This window comes from Anabaena sp. PCC 7108, from assembly GCF_000332135.1.
In the GTDB taxonomy this organism is placed as follows: Bacteria; Cyanobacteriota; Cyanobacteriia; order Cyanobacteriales; family Nostocaceae; genus Anabaena.
In genome coordinates this window covers 5,394,177-5,413,293 of record NZ_KB235896.1, presented here as the reverse complement: position 1 = coordinate 5,413,293, position 19,117 = coordinate 5,394,177, and the positions used below count along the sequence as shown (strand labels likewise).

The window sequence follows — 19,117 nt, the reverse complement described above, 5'->3', positions numbered from 1 at the left end:
CCACTTAGGCAACAAGGAGGTGATGCCCATGATAGAAAGTAGTATAACCGTGGGTCATCAGGTTGCAGTTAGCCGGCTGTGTGCCGGGGCTGTTCTCTAGAAGTTAGCCTTAGTTATCCTGAGATACTAAGTTAGCTCAATTCACTAGGCAAGCTTGGAGTTCCTTCCGGCAGTCTGGTTGCAACCTGAAGACCCGCTAGACCGCCCCAAGTTAGATCGTCTGATTTAACTTGGGGCGGATAGTTTTTTATGGGTAACTTTTGGTGTATTAACTTGGACATAATGGCTGATATCATGTCCAGTTGTTCGCGTAGCGTCTCGTCAGAGATATACTTATCATTTAGACTGACGCTCAAGACACGGAGACGCTCTTACGCGGAGATTTTTTTTGATAAGTGATTAGGCGGACATGATATGAGAGTGTGATCAAGTTAAAGTTTGTTATACATTGCAGAATGCTGAATCAACATTTTAAGAAGTTCTAATCATATTCCGATACAAAGTATTTTAGTGCGCTACCCTTTTAGGCTGGGCTGAATCCAGTTTCGTTATAAATGTTATTCAGCTAGTTTAAGTTTGTAAATAGGTTTTGGTGGAACCTTATGAGTCAGCCAGACATCATTTAGATATAGAGGTCGCTGCCAAGAAAGTCATAACCACAGAAGATGTAAGTAGGTGAACGGAAAAAAACCGTAGACGCGCAGCGGCTTCTCGAAGAGTACTATGTAACGAAAAGTAAAATCTCCCAAAACCTCTTCTCTGTTCCCTGTTAAGAGTTCCCTGTTCCCTTGTCATAACCACACAAGATGTAGAAAGATTTTAAACTAACGGGAGTCATTTCTCATTCAACAGTTTTTTAATAGAGTAAGCTTATCTTAACTATCAGTTTTGGATATAATATAACTTGAACCTATGAGACAAAGTATTTACATAAGTTAATTGCATAAATATTTAACGATTCGTTAATCAGTTATTAGCTTTGTAAAAACTAGAATTGTAGTAATGGCATCTATGCCTTATCCACAGGTTTCAGCAAGATATCGCATTTCTGAGAAGTAGGTACGACTAAAACAGCTATCTAGATACGGTGTGAGGAGTAAAAGAAAGATGTCTAATCTCTTGTGGAAATCCCTGGTAGTTAGCCCAGCAGTTTTGGGCGCAACGCTGTTACTTTCAGGAACAGCAATCGCGGCTTCAAGTACCGCCACTGAAGTATTAACAGTTGAATCACAAGCTGGAGCAGAAGTTGTTAAACAGCCTGAAGTGTTGGCTCAAGCAACCAAAGATGCTCAAGTCTTAGATCAAGTTAACCGCTACAGCAATGAAGGTAGGTCACAATCTCAAGTAACATCGGTTTCTCAATTTTCCGATGTTCAACCCACTGACTGGGCATTCCAAGCCTTACAGTCATTGGTTGAGCGCTATGGTTGTATTGCTGGTTATCCCAATGGTACATATCGGGGTAATCGTGCTTTAACTCGTTATGAATTTGCTGCTGGCTTAAATGCTTGTTTAGATAGAGTTAATGAATTGATTGCCACAGCAACAGCTGACATGGTGACAAAACAAGATTTAGCTACTTTACAGCGGTTACAAGAAGAATTTTCCGCAGAATTGGCAACTCTACGTGGTCGTGTTGATGCTTTAGAAGCACGCACAGCTGAGTTGGAAGCCAATCAATTCTCTACTACCACCAAGTTGCAAGGTGAAGCTATTTTTGCTGTCACTGATGCCTTCAGTGGTAAAACTGGTGATGCAAACAATACTGTTTTCCAAGACAGAGTACGTTTAAACTTACAAAGCAGCTTCACAGGTAGAGATATCTTGACCACCCGTCTATCTGCTGGTAATGCAACGGGCTTTGGTATCAGGAATAATAATAATGACCCTATTGTCAACAATGCAGCAGGTAAACAAACCTTTGAAGTTGGTAGCACTGGTGATAACAGTGTCAAGCTAGATAAGCTGACTTATGAAGCTCCTATGGGGCCAGCACAGGTTTACATTGCAGCCAGTGGTGGACAACATAGCGATTATGCTGCTGTGAATAACCCCTACTTCTTCGATAAAACTGATGGTGGTAACGGTGCTTTAAGCACTTTTGCTTCTGAAAATCCCATCTATCGGATTGGTGGTGGTTCAGGTATTGCGCTTAACTTACCTGTTGGTAAACCAGGTGGTATCCTCAAACCAAGTTCAGTGACATTGGGTTATTTAGCTTCTGAGGCTAAAGACCCTGCTGCTGGTGCTGGTTTGTTTGATGGTAACTATGCTGCTTTAGGTCAGTTGAACTTTAATGTTGGCAATCGCATTGCCTTAGCTGCTACCTACGTACATGGTTATAATGGTACAGGTAGTACCTTGTTCGACTCAGGACTTGATACTAACCCTATAGTAGGTACTTCACAAGCTAATGCTTTAGGTTTTGATAGAGTAAACAACCTTCAAAGCGCATCCTCTAGTAACTCCTACGGTGTTTCTGCTGCTTTCAGACCTAGCAACAAACTGTCCATTAGTGGTTTCGTTTCTTACCACGATGTCACAGGCTTTGGTGCTAATGATGATTATGAAGCTTGGAGCTATGGTGCTGGTATAGCATTACCTGACTTTGGTAAGAAAGGTAACGTTTTAGGGATTTTCGGTGGCGCTCAACCCTATTCACTACGTGCAGGTGCTAGAGAAATCCCGTACCAAGTTGAAGGCTTCTATAAGTATCGTGTATCGGATAACATCTCCGTTACTCCTGGTGTGATTTGGGTAACATCTCCTGGACAGAATAATAGCGCTGATGATGCCTTTATTGGTACTCTGAGAACAACTTTCACCTTCTAAAAAGTTGATTATCTGTTGAAAAGCTTGAAACTTATTTTTTCCCGCCATAAGGCGGGTTTTTTGTTGTCGGTAGGAAAAAACAACAAACCCCAGTGGTGAACCGGAGTATACTAAGGGAAAGGTGAAGAATGTTTGTGTAGCGTCTCTAAGAAGAGACATTTAAATTGGGCGTTGCTGAATAAGGGGATGATTGAGGCTGACGCGGGGACGCGGTGATTATATATTGATGCAGATTCTCAAATCATCCCGCAATTATGCAACGCCTAAAATTGTTTACCTTTCATTCTTCAGCTTTGATCATTTATTCTTAAATTACTGCTTGTGGAACTATCTTGTAAATCAGAATACGCAATTCTTGCCTTATTAGAGATGGCAATTCATTACGAAAGCGGTGAACCAATGCAAATTCGACAAATTGCCGCACAACAAAATATACCTGATAGATATTTGGAACAGCTGTTAGCTACCTTGAGACGCGGAGGGATAGTCAAGAGTCTACGGGGTTCAAAAGGTGGCTATTTTTTAGCGCGAGAACCTTGGAAAATTAGCGTTTTAGATATATTGGAATGTTTAGAAGGATTAGATGTGCGCCCTGGGGAGGAAGATACTAATAACCCCAAAAGTACTGATAGTTCAATTGTGGACGAAATTTGGCTAGAAGCTCGTCAGGCAGCAAATTCAGTCCTGCAAAAACATTCGCTTCAGGATCTTTGTGAAAAGCGAAATGCAAGGCGGCAATTAGATATCATGTATTACATTTAAAGAAATAAAAACTGATTATGCGGATTGCTCAAAATATTACAGAACTAATTGGACGGACACCTTTAGTACAATTAAACCGGATTCCCCAAGCTGAAGGATGTGTGGCGCAAATTGTGCTGAAACTAGAAAGTATGAATCCCTCTTCTTCAGTCAAAGACAGAATTGGGTTGAGTATGATTAGCGCTGCTGAGGAGGAAGGGCTAATTACCCCTGAGAAAACGATATTGGTAGAGCCGACATCTGGAAATACAGGAATTGCCTTGGCAATGACAGCGGCTGCTAAAGGGTATAAATTAATTTTGACTATGCCAGAGACTATGAGTGCCGAGCGACGGGCAATGTTGCGGGCTTATGGTGCTGAACTGGAACTCACACCGGGAATAGAGGGGATGAGTGGGGCAATTCGCAGAGCGCAGGAAATTGTAGATAGAACCCCTTATGCTTATATGTTGCAACAGTTCCGCAATCCGGCCAATGCCAAAATTCATCGGCAAACTACAGCAGAGGAAATCTGGGAAGATACCGATGGACAGGTAGATATGATTGTGGCAGGAGTGGGTACAGGTGGTACGATTACTGGTGTAGCTGAGGTGATTAAGGCACGAAAACCAAGTTTTCAAGCGATCGCAGTTGAACCAACTAATAGCCCTGTTTTATCTGGCGGTAAACCGGGTCCACACAAAATTCAGGGCATTGGGGCTGGGTTTATTCCCCAAGTGTTAAAAGTAGAATTGATTGATGAAGTAATTGCTGTCAGTGATGAAGAAGCGATCGCTTATAGTCGGCGTTTAGCTAGAGAAGAAGGGCTATTATCTGGAATTTCCAGCGGTGCGGCTTTGTGTGCCGCTATTCGTGTCGCCCAACGTCCAGAAAATCAGGGGCGCTTAATAGTCATGATTCAACCCAGTTTCGGAGAGAGATATTTGAGTACACCATTGTTCCAAGATTTAGAAGCAAAGGTTGCAACAAGTATCAGCTAACGATAAGTTAGATTAAATCAGTTAACCAATAACTGATGATTGATAACTGTTAACGGATCATGGTCGATTCTAACCACTACGAAACCCTCAAAGTTAATTCCAAAGCCAGCCAAGCAGAGATTAAACAAGCTTATCGTCGCTTGGTTAAGCTTTTCCATCCTGATACTCATCAGAAGACAGCAAATCACGAGCAAATTATTCTGATTAATGAGGCTTATGAGATTTTAGGTGACACTCAAAATCGCCAGCACTACGACCAAAAACTGCGGCATAATTCCCAAAAATCAAGCATTCCCAGACCAAAGCGCAATTCTGAGCAAAAACCTTACCAAACAACCAGGCCAACCGGAAGAGATGCTGATGAACAAATCGAAGAATGGTTGCGCCGAGTTTATAAACCAGTCAATCGGATACTTTGCACCATTCTCAGTTCTCTAGAAGAACAACTTGAGGAATTAGCCGCAGATCCTTTTGATGATCAATTGTTAGACGAATTTCAGGATTATTTAGAATCCTGTCGAGAAGACCTCAAAGAAGCTCAAATTAGGTTTCGTTCTTTGCCAAATCCTGCTAATTTCGCAGCAGCAGCAGCGCACATCTATTACTGTTTGAGTCAAGTTGCAGAGGGAATAGAAGAGTTGGCGTATTTTCCTTTAAGCTACGATGATCGCTATTTACACACAGGTCAAGAATTATTTAGGATAGCTAAAAGATTGCAACGTGAAGCTCAAGAATCAGTTAGTAAATGAGATTTGATTTAACAAAAAATTATGGAACTTGCTGAATGCCTGCCAATATAGTGCTCCTCAACCATGAAAAAATATTAAGTAGTCTATACTGGGCAATAGTCACCAAAAACCTTATATAAGCATATTGACAGGCAATCAATTAGAAATTAGCAAATTTTAACATAAAAATGAAACATATAAATAATCTCAAAATCTCCATCCAAACTTTAATTATAGGTTTGTCCCTAGCTGCGGGAAATGTTATTGCTCAAACATTACCTCTGGCATCTAATTTAATTGGTTTTGATACTACTGAAGGCGAAACATTATTAATTAGTAGTAAATCAAAAAATGATTTTTTTCCTTTAAGTATGCAGTTTGTCACTCAAGATAATCTTGCTTATTGTGGAGTTGCCAGTATTGTCATGGTTTTAAATAGTTTAAAAATTCCTGCACCGGAAACACCAGAGTATAGACAATTTAAAGTATTTACTCAAGATAACTTTTTTAATAATCCAAAAACTCAACAAGTAATAACAAAAGAAAAAGTTGCTCGTAGTGGCATGAGTTTACAACAGTTAGGACGATTATTAGCAAGTTATGATGGTGTAAAAATCAAAGTTTATCATGCAGGTAACAGTAGTTTACAGGAGTTTAGAAAACTAGCAGCAGAGAATTTAAAGCAACCAGGTAATTTTGTTTTAGTCAACTATTTACGTAAAGAAATAGGACAGGAAAGAGGCGGACATATTTCACCTTTAGCTGCATATAATGAAGCAACAGATAGATTTTTGATTCTCGATGTTTCCCGTTATAAATATCCACCTGTCTGGGTGAAGTCTGCTGATTTATATAAAGCGATGAACACAGGTGATTCAAGTTCTGGGAAGACGCGGGGGTTTGTGTTTGTGAGTAAGAAATAATTTTTAGATTTTTCCTATCACCCGCAAGAAAATTAATTTTTTTGCTAATAAATAAAGTCATCTAACGCTGACTAAATAAATGGAAAATTTATTTAGTAAACTTTAGTTTACTTTGGCTATTAGACCGGAAATTCATTTCCGGGCGGGTATGGAAGCTAATAGATAAACAATTGATAAATTACAAAAGAAGGGAACAGGGAACAGGGAACAGGGAACAAATAAAAAACTAAAGTTTAAGAGTTTAAAGCTCAGTCAAAAAAAAGGATGTTTTTACAAGGAGAGTGACACGAAAAAAACAGTGTCATTATTTCAATCTCATGTTTTTAAATATGAGTTTTTTCTGTTAAGAGTTGCTTCCTGTTCCCTCTGAATTAACTCAAGAATAGTATTAATAAATGCCTTTAATTCAGGACATTGATTAACAGACAGTATTAAATCTTGATCTTTCAAAATTCTCGCACCATCACGAATTTTATTATAACTACGTTGACATTTACCAGTTTCAAATATTTCTTTAATTCTATAAGATGGTGGATTTCCATGATTCACCTTTTCCGGTAAACCTGCTGGTGCTGACTTATTAGATTTTGCTAATTTCTGAATTGTTGACCAATAAGGTAATAACCAAGCTTCAAAATCATATTGCGCTACATGGGGATAAAAGTTAGGATTATTCCCTACCCATTCTCGCATTTTCGCTTTAGCATCTACCCCATCTTGAAAATCATTTGTTCCTGTATAAACATCAGTCAAAGCAATTACCGTATCAAAATCATCTTTAACCAACAAATTTTCTACAATGCGCTTTAATTTATCTCCTTTAGGAATACGTCCATCATGGGTAATAAACTTGAGTTTGGGCATTTGTTCTAAACGCAATTTGAGAAAATTTAATAAAACTGGCTTAAAAGCTGTTTCCGTTGCACCCTCAACTAAAATCGCTATCTTCATGGACGACCACCTATTAAATTCATCGCCCAAATTTGATCTAAAGTATAATCTTCTAACCAATGTTCTAAATCAAAAGAATCACCCCATTTCATAGTAGTTAAACCATCTTCAGTATCACAAATTATCACTTCTTCAGGTTTCAAAAATCTAATTAATCTATCGGAATGAGTGGCAACAATTAGCTGAGTTTTTTGTGAAGCTTCGCGCATCACATCAGCAAGTAATCTTAATAATTCTGGGTGTAAACTAACTTCTGGTTCATCAATCAGAGTAACCGCAGTTAACCCAGGACTTAACAACAATGTAATTAACCAAATAAACCGCAAAGTTCCTTCTGAGAGTTGGTGCATATACAAAGGACGGGAAAAATTTTTATCTTTCCAAGTCATTGTAATAGTTCCTGCTGCTACGGGAGGAAAACTCAATCTTTCAAAATCTGGAAAAGCCGCAGTTAGTGTATCTTCAATAATTTCAAATCTTTCTGGGTCAGTTTCTCGAAGATAATAAAGACATGAAACTAAATCCTCTCCATTAGCACCAGGTAATGTTGCAGGACGCATTGATTGAGGTAAACGCACGGGACTTTTAGGAGTAACATTCAATGCACCATAAAATGTACAGGAAGCTAATTCTTGACGCAGATTTTCCGGTGCTTGATACATTTTAGGAACTTGGGAAAGAGAGGTTTCTAAGGGATTATGATCCCAAGTTGGACGCAATAAATTAGGATGTAATAAATTTTGATTATCTGGACTAAAATATTTAACTTCTAAACCCTGTGAATCAATATGTTTAAGAGTTCTTAATGGTGCTGGAGGATTATCATATATTTGAGTAAGTATTTCCGAAGAAATTTCATATCCGAAGTTTCTAGGAGTAATTTCCAGGCTATAGTCTAGTTTTGCATAATCTAATACTTGCTTTAACAAAGAAATTTTTATACTCTTTGCCATGTCACGAGTTATTATTTCATTAATTCCTCCAAATTCTGAAAATTTAGATTCCAATTGACCTTTTGCAGAAGCAGCTAAAAGCGAAAATATCTCTAAAAGGGAAGTTTTACCCACACCATTAGCACCTATCATCACCGTTAAAGGGCGCATATTAATTTTGACGCTGTATAAGCGTCGGTATCCTTCAATTTTTATACTTTCAAAGGAGTTCATAACTGTTATTTTTTCATACCACCTGATTTTGTTGTTTATCTAGTGTAACAAATAAATCAATCTAGGATTTACGCTAACTAAAAAAATAAAATATATGTGAATTATCTGTTACTTTTTATGAGTAAGCCTTTTCAAACAGACAGTTTTATGAGAGATTACATAGCAACAGTGCTAAAAGACTAGCATAAAAAATGCCCTCCATCACCAAAACCAAAAACCTCATCATCTCCTTCATCTCCCTCACTGCTATCCTCACCACCCAAGCAGTATCAGCCACCATCACCGTACCTTTAAAAAGCAAAAAAGGCATGGTGACATCCGCCAATCCCCTAGCAAGTGAAGCCGGACTTTCAATATTAAAAAAAGGCGGAAATGCGGTAGATGCAGCAGTAGCTACAACCTTTGCAATTTCCGTAGTTGAACCTTTTTCTGCTGGTATTGGTGGCGGTGGTTTCTTATTATTTCATTCACAAAAAACTGGGGAAATTAAAGCTTTAGATTTTCGGGAACGCGCACCGATTAAAGCAACCAGAAATATGTATTTAGATGCAAAAGGAAAAGTGCGTCCCAATGTGAGTACAGATGGTTATTTAGCAGTAGCAACACCGGGAACTGTAGCAGGAATGTATGAAGTACATCGTCGTTATGGAAAGTTACCTTGGAATGAAGTTGTTAAACCTGCAATTTCCCTTGCTAAAAATGGTTTTATCATCAGTGATAGACTTTCTTGGCGTTCTCTATCAGCTTTTCAAGAACGCAAACAAGAAATCCTGCAAAACCCAGAAGCAAAAAAAATCTTCATTCATAATGGTGAATATTATCAACCATGGGAAAAATTAATTCAAAGTGATTTAGCGAAAACATTAGAAACTATTTCCCAAAATCCTCAAAGTTTTTACACTGGGAAAATTGCTCAAACTATCGCTGATGATATGGCGAAAAATGGCGGTTTAATTACTCTCCAAGATTTAAAATCATACAAAGCAATTTGGCGAAATCCTATTTGTGGAAACTTCCGTCAAGCTAAAATTTGTTCTATGCCACCACCATCATCAGGCGGTGTTCATTTATTAGAAATGTTGAATATTATCGGTGACACAGACTTAAAATCATTAGGATGGCATCACCCAGATGTGATCCATTTAATGGTAGAATCCATGAAAATTGCTTACAGTGATCGCGCCAAATATTTGGGTGATCCTGATTTTGTGAAAGTTCCAGTTTCTGAACTTATTAGCAAAAATTACGCCCAAAAACGTCGCCAAGAAATTAACATGAAAATGGCGACACCATCAACAGAAATAAAACCAGAAATCAAAACATTAAAAAATCACGAATCAACAGAAACAAGTCATTTAAACGTAGTTGACGCAGACAGAAACGCCGTGAGTTTAACCTTCACCATTAACTTAGGTTTTGGTGCAGGAATAGTCACACCGGGAACAGGAATAGTTTTAAATAACGAAATGGATGATTTTGCAGCCGCACCAGGAGTACCAAACACCTTTGGGTTAATTGGTAACGAAGCTAACAGCATTGCCCCCCGGAAAACACCCCTATCCAGTATGACACCCACCATCGTTACCGAAAACAACCGCTTGCGTTTAGCCGTCGGTTCTCCCGGTGGTAGCACTATTATCACCCAAGTATTACAAATCATCTTGAATGTTTTGGAATACAAAATGGATGTTGGTGCAGCCGTTTCTGTCCCACGCATACATCACCAGTGGCTACCCGATGAGTTGCGAGTGGAAGCATGGGGTTTAGATGCGTTAACCTTGCAAGACTTACGCCGTCGCGGACACAAAATCCAAGAAACCGCACCTTGGGGAAATGCAAATGCTATAGCCGTTACAGAAAATGATACCTTAGAAGGAGCAGCAGATCCCCGTGGTGAAGGTTTACCCAAAGGTTATTAATTTTGCACTGTTGATTTTGCTAAATTACTACTAAACTCATTTGCCCGTGCGCTAGGAACTAGTGTCCAACCTGCTTTTAACAATTTTTGATAAGTTGCCCAACCCTTAGAACCACCGGGTATTTGATAATCAGGGACTGAAAATTGAGGAAACGCCGTATAAGGCCGCCAAGGTTGACCAGGTGCAGTTTGCAAATGCAAAATTTTCTCTCCGTCACCACCAGACTTAGATAACCAGCACATTTGTCGAATCATGGCAAACTCCTTTGCATATATCTTAAGTTGCATAATGACAGGCTTATATCAATACCTGTCATAAATTTGTGGGGTAACTGATAGCCTAAAAGATTAGACTAGAGGAATTTGATATTATTAAACTCAGGTAAATTGCTGAAGAAGATAGACTCCTATATGCGGTTCTCCGCAAGATAAGAAGATAAACACAGAACAAAAAGGTTGTTCTTAAAATGCTTTCTTCCAGTACCATATTTTTTTAATGTTAACTATCGTTTTCCCGATTGTATGTAGCAATTACTACTATTTTGAAAAATTTTTAGAAAACTTTCTCAAAAAACCTATTTGTTTTTCTGTTCAAAGACATAATCTATATACCCTAATTCTTGAAAAAGTTGGGGATTTTATTGTGTATTAGCGCTAACCACTGGTGTAATCCTAAATTTCCTGAAAAGCTAATAATTGCTGATCATTTATCCTTCCTGTTTGGTGTAAAGTATCCACAATTTCTGAAATAGTTAAAACCGAATGACCACAATAACCATTTGCCTTTAACCTATCTTTTACACCTTTTTCATGGTCAATAAAAACCACAATATCATTAATTTTTAATCCTGCTGATTTTAACTTTTCTGCACCTTCCATCACACTTTTACCACTGATGAGAATATCATCAACTACCGCAACGGTTTCACCGGGATGAAAATTACCTTCAATTACTTTGCGTGTACCATGTGCTTTCACCTCTTTACGGGGAAAAATCATCGGACAATGCAGCTTTAATGATAAACCAGTTGCAGTAGGTAAAGAACCGTAGGGAATACCAGCTAATCTATCAAAAGTCAAACCTTTTAAAATTTCCTCATAAGCAGTGATAACCTGATTAAAAACTTGCGGATTAGAAATTATTTTCCGCAAATCAATGTAATAAGGAAAAGTCGTGCCTGAAGCTTGTACAAATTCACCAAACATAATACAACCAATATCAAAAAGTTGTAAAATTAAATCTTGGTGAGGATGTTTATCTTTGATATTAATATCAGAAAACCAGACATCACAACTAGAAGCATCATGGATAAATTCATTTCTGAATTGATTTATTTCTGTGCGTAAAGATTGAATTTCCTCGGACAAATTTTGACTAGCCAACATATCTTGAGGAACAGGAATCAACAAACCATCACCGTTAGCATTTAAACCCGCTGCTAAAATTTGTTTAAGATTACCATCCTCAGCCCAAATACTCCGCGCCATAATTATTCTTTCGGGAGCGATTGAACGTATAGATTTTAAAATTTCAGTATTTGTAGTTCCTACTTCTAAACCTAATTGTTCAGGAGTTCCCCAGGTTTTTGATTCCTGTACAACCTGCAAATAAAGCGGTGAATTACTGTTAGGATATTGCTGTAAAATTGCTGCACCAGGATTAGAAGTACAACACAAAATAAACACAGCTTGATCAGGATAAACTAAAAATGGGGCAACATGATCCTGACCAGTATAGGGACTAAGAGTAATAGCGTCTACTTGCCAATCTGTAAATACAGTTTGAGCAAAAATGCTGCTAGTATTTAAATCACCATGTTTAGCATCTAAAATAATAGGAATATTTGCAGGAATAGAGGCTAAAGTTTTGATTAAAAGTTCTAAACCAACCACACCTAAAGCTTCATAAAATCCCAAAGTTGGTTTATAAGCACAGACAAAATCAGCCGTTTCTGCAATCATAAATTGCAACCAATTTTCTAAACCTGTCATTAAATCAGATGATTGATAACGGTCAGGAATCATTTCAGGATTTGGATCAAGTGCGACAAATAGTAAGCTTTGATTTTCGGAAATCTTCGTATTTAATTTATCGAAAAAGTTCATTTTCAATTTCCTAACCTAAGAGTTTTTTATTTTGCTCGTATTTTGAATTATCAAGATAAATTCACTTTCGCTGGGTAATCAATCCTAAAATATTTACAATCCGGCAAACCATTCATAACCCTGATCTTCCCAATAACCTTTAAAAGCTGATAAATGGCTAGTTAAAGTAATTCTAGTTACCCATTTACTTTGTTTATAACCTAGTTTGATTGGAGAAGCTAGACGCAAAGGCGCACCATTTTCAATCGGCAATTTTTCACCATTTTTTTGATATGCTAACAAAGTTTGCGGATGGGTAGCTGAAGCTAAATCCCAACTTTCATAATAACCATCGGCTGATTCAAAAAAAGCATATTTAACATTGGCTTGCGGTTGAGCTAAGGTAATGATATCACGTAGGCGTATCCCTCCCCATTGTACAATTGCTGCCCAACCTTCAACACAAACATGACGAATAATCATAGAACTTAACGGTAAAGTCTGAATTTGTTCCATACTCAGTCTCAGGGGATTATTTACTTCACCATCAATAATTAAACGAAATTTGTCTAAGTCAATAATTGGTGTATTGCGAAAACTATTAATTATTAAAGCTTCTGGTTGAATTTCACTAGCAGCAAATTCTGGTACAAATTTTTGCGGTTGAAAAATTAATTCTTCCACCTTTTGATTGAGAGGTTCTGAAAGTTTACCTACCAAATCTTCCAGTGCTGGTGTACCACAACCACCAAGCAATAAACCCAGACTAGAAATCCCTGATAGTTGTAAAAATTTCCGGCGTGATAATTCAGGTTTAACTAGATGAATTAAATCTTTATTATTTGCATGATTCATGATTTACTTACTCCAAATACAAATTATCAAGAATTACCAAAACATAGATTCTGTTAATTTATTACCTCCAGATTTTTGTCCTAAACGCCAATGAATAACTACAAAGATTGTTACCAATGGAACAGAGAGAAAATGCACAATTCTTAATGCTTGCCAATCACCAAAAATATTAACTATCCAAGAAAATTGAGCAGGTTTGTACATTCCAATTCCTGTTAATATTGCCAAGAATAATACGGGAATAATGGCTGTGTAAATAATTCGATGCCAAGCATAAGTTAAACGTTGAGTATTTTGAGTTTTTTGTAAGGCTTTAATATCATTATTGCCCACAAATCTATGTCGCCAACGTCGGGTCACGAAAATATAAATTCCATATCCTAAAAAATTGAGAGAAAATAACCACATAGCCGCAAAATGCCAGTGTCTACCACCTGCTAACCAAGCGCCTAAAGTGAAAATGGGGGGAATCTGTAAACCAGCACGGCCGCCAAAAACAGGGTTAGCATTGTAAATTTGCAATCCACTGGTAAGCATCAAAAACAGGCTAATGATATTGATAGAGTGAAATATCTTAGCACCTCTGGCTTGGGTGGGTAACTTCTGTGATTTAGCAGGATAATTCATGGCAGTGATATTTGGGGATTAGTATGACAATTATCAGTTTAAAATTTTACTATCTAAAAATAGCTTTTGATTGAGAATCACGATATAATTATTTTCCTAAATGTCTCCCTGGCCTCCTTACCAACGAGACTGATAATAGATTCAATATAATAAATATGGCGCTCATAGTTCAGAAATACGGTGGTTCATCTGTCGGTTCAGTCGAACGTATTCAAGCTGTTGCACAACGAGTTGACAAAACTGTAAAAGCAGGAAACTCGGTAATAGTAGTGGTTTCAGCGATGGGGAAAACCACCGACGGACTAGTTAAACTTGCCAATGGCATCTCTAAAAATCCTAACCGTCGAGAAATGGATATGCTGCTTTCCACTGGGGAGCAAGTTACCATTGCTTTACTAAGTATGGCTTTGCAGGAAATCGGACAAGCAGCAATTTCTATGACTGGCGCTCAGGTAGGAATTGTTACCGAAGCAGAACATACTCGCGCTCGGATTTTACATATTGAAACTGAACGCTTGATGCGGCAAATCAATGCAGGTAAAGTGGTGGTCGTTGCTGGATTTCAAGGCATCAGCAGCACAGAAGAATTAGAAATTACTACTTTGGGACGTGGCGGTTCTGACACTTCCGCAGTGGCTTTGGCAGCAGCAATTGGAGCGGATTTTTGTGAAATTTATACCGATGTTCCAGGGATTTTAACTACAGATCCGCGTCTTGTCCCGGAAGCTCAGTTGATGACAGAAATCACCTGTGATGAAATGCTGGAATTGGCAAGTTTAGGGGCAAAAGTGCTGCATCCTCGCGCTGTGGAAATTGCTCGGAATTATGGTGTGCCTTTGGTGGTACGCTCAAGTTGGACAGAGCAGCCAGGAACTTGGGTAACAACGCCTCATACTCCAGGCAGATCGCTTGTCAATTTAGAATTAGCTCGTCCTGTTGATGCTGTAGAATTTGATAGCGACCAAGCAAAGGTATCTTTGTTGCGTGTCCCCGATAAACCTGGTGTCGCAGCACGGTTATTTGGAGAAATTTCTCGACAAAATGTAGACGTTGACTTGATTATTCAGTCAATTCATGAAGGTAATAGTAATGATATTGCTTTTACTGTAAATACACCAATATTAAAAAGAGCAGAAGCCGTAGCCGCCGCCATAGCACCAGCCTTAAGAAATCAACCGAACTCTGACGAAGCTGAGGTAATAGTAGAAAAAGATACGGCAAAAGTGAGTATTGCAGGTGCAGGAATGATTGGTCGTCCTGGGGTTGCAGCTAAAATGTTCGCTACCTTAGCTGAAGCGGGGGTGAATATTCAGATGATTTCTACCAGTGAAGTGAAAGTTAGTTGTTTGGTAGATGCGGTTGATTGCGATCGCGCAATTGTAGCACTTTGTCAAGGTTTTGAAATCACTGCTTCTTCTACTTCCCTGACTCCCCCTGCTGCCAATTCTCCCGCAGTACGTGGTGTCGCTTTAGATATGAATCAAGCGCGTCTAGCTATTCGCCAATTACCAGATATTCCCGGCATGGCAGGGCGGTTATTTGGGCTACTGGCAGAGCATAACATCAGTATTGATATGATTATTCAATCTCAGCGTTGTCGAGTGGTTGATGGCATTCCTCGGCGGGATATAGCCTTTACTGTGGCTAGGTTGGATGCAGAAAACGCCAAAGCTAAATTACAACAAGTGGCGGCTGAAATGGGATGGGGTGAAGTAGTCTTAGATAGTGCGATCGCTAAAGTTAGTATCGTCGGTTCTGGTATGGTAGGACAACCAGGTATTGCCGCCAAAATGTTTGAGGCTTTAGCAGAACACAAAATCAATATTCAAATGATTGCGACATCAGAGATTAAAATTAGCTGTGTTGTGGAACAAGAACAAGGTGTGAAAGCTTTGCAAGTCATTCACACTGCTTTTGATTTAGCTGGAAGTGAGAAATTTGTAGTTCCAGTTTAAACAAATTTAATCAAAATTCCAAACAATCTACAGATACAGACTTGCGGTACTATACTAAAAACGGTTAGGAATTTTGCTTTTAAACGCAGAGGTTCGCTGAGGTAAACGCAAAGTGACGCAGAGTTTTTATTGAAGTTTTCACTTTGAATTTTGTTATGTCGAGATATTAACCGTTTTTAGTATAGTCTGTATCCATTTCCTGAAAACTGCTTTTAATTCACAGTCGCTTCAGCAATACCCACTGGACAAGCAACATTAGTACCACCTAAACCACAATAACCACCAGGGTTTTTAGCTAGATACTGTTGATGGTAGTCTTCAGCATAGTAAAATTCAGGTGCATCTAAGATTTCTGTGGTAATTTGACCATAGCCAGCGCCACTGAGTGCTTGTTGATAAGCATCCTTGGAAACTTCTGCTAATTGCTTTTGCGCTTCTGAATAAACATAAATTCCCGAACGGTATTGAGTACCAGAATCATTACCTTGACGCATTCCTTGGGTGGGGTTGTGACTTTCCCAAAAGACTTTTAGCAGTTGAGTATAACTAATTACTGCCGGGTCAAATACAACTAGAACCACTTCATTATGACCAGTCATCCCGCTGCACACTTCATTATAGCTGGGGTTGGGTGTGTAACCGGCAGCATAACCAACGGCAGTGGTATAAACTCCGTCTTGTTGCCAAAATTTGCGTTCTGCGCCCCAAAAACAGCCTAATCCAAACATGGCGGTTTCTAAGCCTTCAGGAAAAGGTGCTTTCAGGGGATTTTTGTTAACGTAATGTTGTGCAGGTACTCGCATTACTTCTTTGCGTCCGGGTAAAGCTTGTTCTGGTGAAGGCATTCCCGACTTTTTACCAAATCCGAATATTCCCATGATTTTTGATGTATATGATCAATGATTGCTATTCTTCTTTATTGTAAATATTCTCAAGTCTAAAGACACCCTTGATTCTTTAAATCTAAGAGGATGTTTTAAAAGTTTTTAATGTATAAATAAACCCCTCTGGTAAACCTCTCCCCACCCCCCTAAAGCTGACAGGTATAGGTTTTTTACATTCTCGTGAGGGCAAGACTTGGGAGACAAGGTGGACAAGGTGACAAGGGAGGAAAACCGCAGAAAATTATGTAATATTAGTAACAATTACAGCCAGTTAAAAGACCATTGTGCGGAGGAAATCTTCCCTCCTTGTCTTCCTAGTCCTGCTTTCACAGACAGTATTAAAAACCTACCCTTGTGAGGGGTCAGGGACGGGTAGGGAAGTTAGGTTCTTGAAAATTATTGGTTTCATCTAATACTTTTCAAACAACCTCTAAGATATAAGCGAGCAGACAGTGTTATTCCTGGCGATTGAGGATAGGAGTGTTTATTGGCTATTAGCTATAGGAATAATATTTGATTTATGAAAAGATACGTAGGGTGCGTCAGACTCCATAAATTCTATTAATAAACAGATTTGTAATATCTGACGCACCCTACAATACCTAATTTTTTTCAAAAATCAAATATGACTTCTATATAAGTATTATTTTTATAAATTATCTATCTGAACAATTAATACCAATTAAACAATTATATAGCTTACTATATTAGTTACCATCAAACTAACCTAACACTGCTGAAGAGAACATCTGCGACAACGCCTCAAAATATGGCATTAATGTGTTAGATTGTTCAGTAGTTAATCGATCAAATATTTCATATCTGAGTAAATACAACATTTGGCGAACTAGTTCCCACTGCACTTTTAATGTAGGATAAAGCATGACACAAAGGGGAAATAACTCTTCTTGGATAGCCGAGATATTTCCTTCTAAAGCACATACCCACAAATAAATTTGAAACATTTCCACATCTCGGATGCTAGATGCTTTTACTATGGGGTCGCTTAACAACCCAGATATAGATTGATAATTGGGAAAAAGTTCAATTATCCTTTGCCGAATGTTATGGGCAATCTGGGTACTATTTGGTAGTAGAGTTTGGACTGCGGACATGACAGGGGAATTATAATCATGCGTTGCTGCTGCGTTATATGCACGTTGCAAAGGCATATAGAGGTAATCATCAATAACTTTAAAGTACTCGCTAATAAGTATTTTTTCCACAGGTTCAAGTTTTTCTATGAGCATTTCGCTTGTGTAATGAAACTGCATACTCACAAAACCAATCAATCTAGGATCAATACTTGTATATTTATGTCTGATTGCTCCTATATCTGCACCAATGAAAATAGCTAACTTCTCAGGAGCTATCAAATCAGTATAAACTTCCAGCCCCTGGTTATAGAGTGAAGATTCTTGCTTATCAAGTTTCATCAGCAAAGACAGGGGGCGTAATGATGCTTTTTGAATGTATACATCTAAAGCTTTTTGATAAATTCTAAAAGAATCAGCGGCTATGTCCCAAGGATTAATTATATTAGGATCTATTCCATGCTGCTTAACTTCTTCTGACAGCAGAAGCTCGGTTTTATTCCACGCTTTAGCACTGATAGCCCGTAAAGATAACAAGATTCCTTGAGCAGTTTTTTCACGTCTACTTGGTGAAACTATTTCTGATAGAGTCAGATGTTCTCCAGATTCTTGACCGCTAGTATTAACCTGGAGGTTGTTTACATACTTACTAGCCCATTGCTGTGCTAAAGATTCCACGGACTTCTTGGATTCTATGTGGGACACTACTTTGAAATTATTTACTAATGAGTTTCAGTGTATGTTCGGGGATCATACAGTAAATGTATCACACAATTTTTGAATTTTTTGGTTTAATCCAAAAAAAATTTGATATCTGGGCTTTAACATTAAGTGTTAAATTAAGTAGGTAGGCAATAATAAATCAAACTATGTTAAGTAAAGTAACAAAGTCTGAAATTTCCTCGTAGTGTGGGCTTCAGCCCTACTTCGAGGTCTAAAGACCTCACTACAAACCTTTAATTATTTACGTTACTCTACTTAGTCCTGGCTTGAAGATAGAATTATCTAATAATCATAATTCAGATCATATCGAAAAGGCTTGGATTAAAAAAGAAAACCTCAAATAACATCCTGTCAATCTTTAAATCCTGGATATCCTGATTCTGACAATTGATAAATTTAGATTTCCAACTTTTAAATGTTACAGTTTACAAATTTCGACGCGACAGAAGAGGGCGTTTCATAAGTGCGGGATGTTTTTTGAGTGAGTGTAGAGACTCCAAATTTACCCAAATATAAAATCTCTAGTTTTTCCAAACCAATAGAAAGGTTTTAAATATATATTTTATATAGCGTTTCCCAGTCTAATGAAGTACACACCAATTTATTCACTGTTCCCTGTTAAGAGTTCCCTAAA

15 protein-coding genes are annotated in these 19,117 nt (G+C 38.2%); 7 read left to right on the top strand and 8 right to left on the bottom strand.

The window, feature by feature from the left end:
• The first annotated feature begins 1,107 nt into the window (after positions 1–1,107).
• The 5 genes from ANA7108_RS0125235 to ANA7108_RS0125215 all read left to right on the top strand — a co-directional run bounded on the left by ANA7108_RS0125235 (position 1,108) and on the right by ANA7108_RS0125215 (position 6,225).
• Complete coding sequence (locus ANA7108_RS0125235) at positions 1,108–2,832, top strand: iron uptake porin (RefSeq protein ID WP_016953622.1); 1,725 nt, start codon at positions 1,108–1,110, stop codon at positions 2,830–2,832.
• A gap of 321 nt (positions 2,833–3,153) precedes the next feature.
• Positions 3,154–3,594, top strand: a complete 441-nt coding sequence (locus ANA7108_RS0125230; RefSeq protein WP_026104446.1) for an Rrf2 family transcriptional regulator — start codon at positions 3,154–3,156, stop codon at positions 3,592–3,594.
• Positions 3,595–3,611: 17 nt separating this feature from the next.
• Positions 3,612–4,574, top strand: a complete 963-nt coding sequence (cysK, locus tag ANA7108_RS0125225; protein ID WP_016953620.1) for a cysteine synthase A — start codon at positions 3,612–3,614, stop codon at positions 4,572–4,574.
• A gap of 59 nt (positions 4,575–4,633) precedes the next feature.
• On the top strand, positions 4,634–5,323 hold the full coding sequence (locus tag ANA7108_RS0125220; protein WP_016953619.1) for a J domain-containing protein: 690 nt from the start codon (positions 4,634–4,636) through the stop codon (positions 5,321–5,323).
• Between the two features lie 167 nt (positions 5,324–5,490).
• Positions 5,491–6,225 (top strand): phytochelatin synthase family protein, encoded by a 735-nt coding sequence (locus ANA7108_RS0125215; protein WP_016953618.1) that lies wholly within the window; start codon positions 5,491–5,493, stop codon positions 6,223–6,225.
• 315 nt (positions 6,226–6,540) lie between these two features.
• On the opposite strand, the gene ANA7108_RS0125210 is transcribed toward ANA7108_RS0125215, so the two are convergent.
• A complete protein-coding gene (locus ANA7108_RS0125210; RefSeq protein ID WP_016953617.1) occupies positions 6,541–7,176 on the bottom strand; it encodes a DUF4276 family protein in 636 nt (211 codons plus the stop codon).
• Positions 7,173–8,342 carry an AAA family ATPase gene (locus tag ANA7108_RS0125205; RefSeq protein WP_016953616.1) on the bottom strand — a complete coding sequence of 390 codons (1,170 nt, stop codon included), beginning with the start codon at positions 8,340–8,342 and terminating at the stop codon, positions 7,173–7,175. Before ANA7108_RS0125205 ends, ANA7108_RS0125210 begins: the two co-directional genes overlap by 4 nt.
• 191 nt (positions 8,343–8,533) lie before the next feature.
• Between ANA7108_RS0125205 and ggt the strand changes: the two genes are divergently transcribed.
• Positions 8,534–10,261, top strand: a complete 1,728-nt coding sequence (gene ggt / locus ANA7108_RS0125200; RefSeq protein WP_026104444.1) for a gamma-glutamyltransferase — start codon at positions 8,534–8,536, stop codon at positions 10,259–10,261.
• Here ggt and ANA7108_RS0125195 read toward each other — a convergent pair.
• The 4 genes from ANA7108_RS0125195 to ANA7108_RS0125180 form a co-directional block, all read right to left on the bottom strand.
• Positions 10,258–10,515, bottom strand: coding sequence for a hypothetical protein (locus ANA7108_RS0125195; RefSeq protein WP_016953613.1), 258 nt, complete (start codon positions 10,513–10,515; stop codon positions 10,258–10,260). The genes ggt and ANA7108_RS0125195 overlap by 4 nt on opposite strands.
• 417 nt (positions 10,516–10,932) lie before the next feature.
• Complete coding sequence (locus ANA7108_RS0125190) at positions 10,933–12,366, bottom strand: bifunctional orotidine-5'-phosphate decarboxylase/orotate phosphoribosyltransferase (protein ID WP_016953612.1); 1,434 nt, start codon at positions 12,364–12,366, stop codon at positions 10,933–10,935.
• A gap of 93 nt (positions 12,367–12,459) precedes the next feature.
• Positions 12,460–13,200 carry a molybdopterin-dependent oxidoreductase gene (locus tag ANA7108_RS0125185; protein ID WP_016953611.1) on the bottom strand — a complete coding sequence of 247 codons (741 nt, stop codon included), beginning with the start codon at positions 13,198–13,200 and terminating at the stop codon, positions 12,460–12,462.
• 33 nt (positions 13,201–13,233) lie between these two features.
• Entirely contained in the window at positions 13,234–13,827 is a 594-nt protein-coding gene (locus ANA7108_RS0125180; RefSeq protein ID WP_016953610.1) for a cytochrome b/b6 domain-containing protein, read from the bottom strand.
• Between the two features lie 155 nt (positions 13,828–13,982).
• Here ANA7108_RS0125180 and ANA7108_RS0125175 point away from each other — a divergent pair, with 155 nt between their 5' ends.
• Complete coding sequence (locus tag ANA7108_RS0125175) at positions 13,983–15,782, top strand: aspartate kinase (protein WP_016953609.1); 1,800 nt, start codon at positions 13,983–13,985, stop codon at positions 15,780–15,782.
• 212 nt (positions 15,783–15,994) lie between these two features.
• On the opposite strand, the gene msrA is transcribed toward ANA7108_RS0125175, so the two are convergent.
• Both msrA and ANA7108_RS0125165 read right to left on the bottom strand, forming a co-directional pair.
• Entirely contained in the window at positions 15,995–16,660 is a 666-nt protein-coding gene (gene msrA, locus ANA7108_RS0125170; RefSeq protein ID WP_016953608.1) for a peptide-methionine (S)-S-oxide reductase MsrA, read from the bottom strand.
• Positions 16,661–17,388: 728 nt separating this feature from the next.
• Positions 17,389–18,438: a hypothetical protein gene (locus ANA7108_RS0125165; protein WP_016953607.1), complete on the bottom strand. Its 1,050-nt coding sequence runs from the start codon at positions 18,436–18,438 to the stop codon at positions 17,389–17,391.
• Between the last annotated feature and the right edge of the window lie 679 nt (positions 18,439–19,117).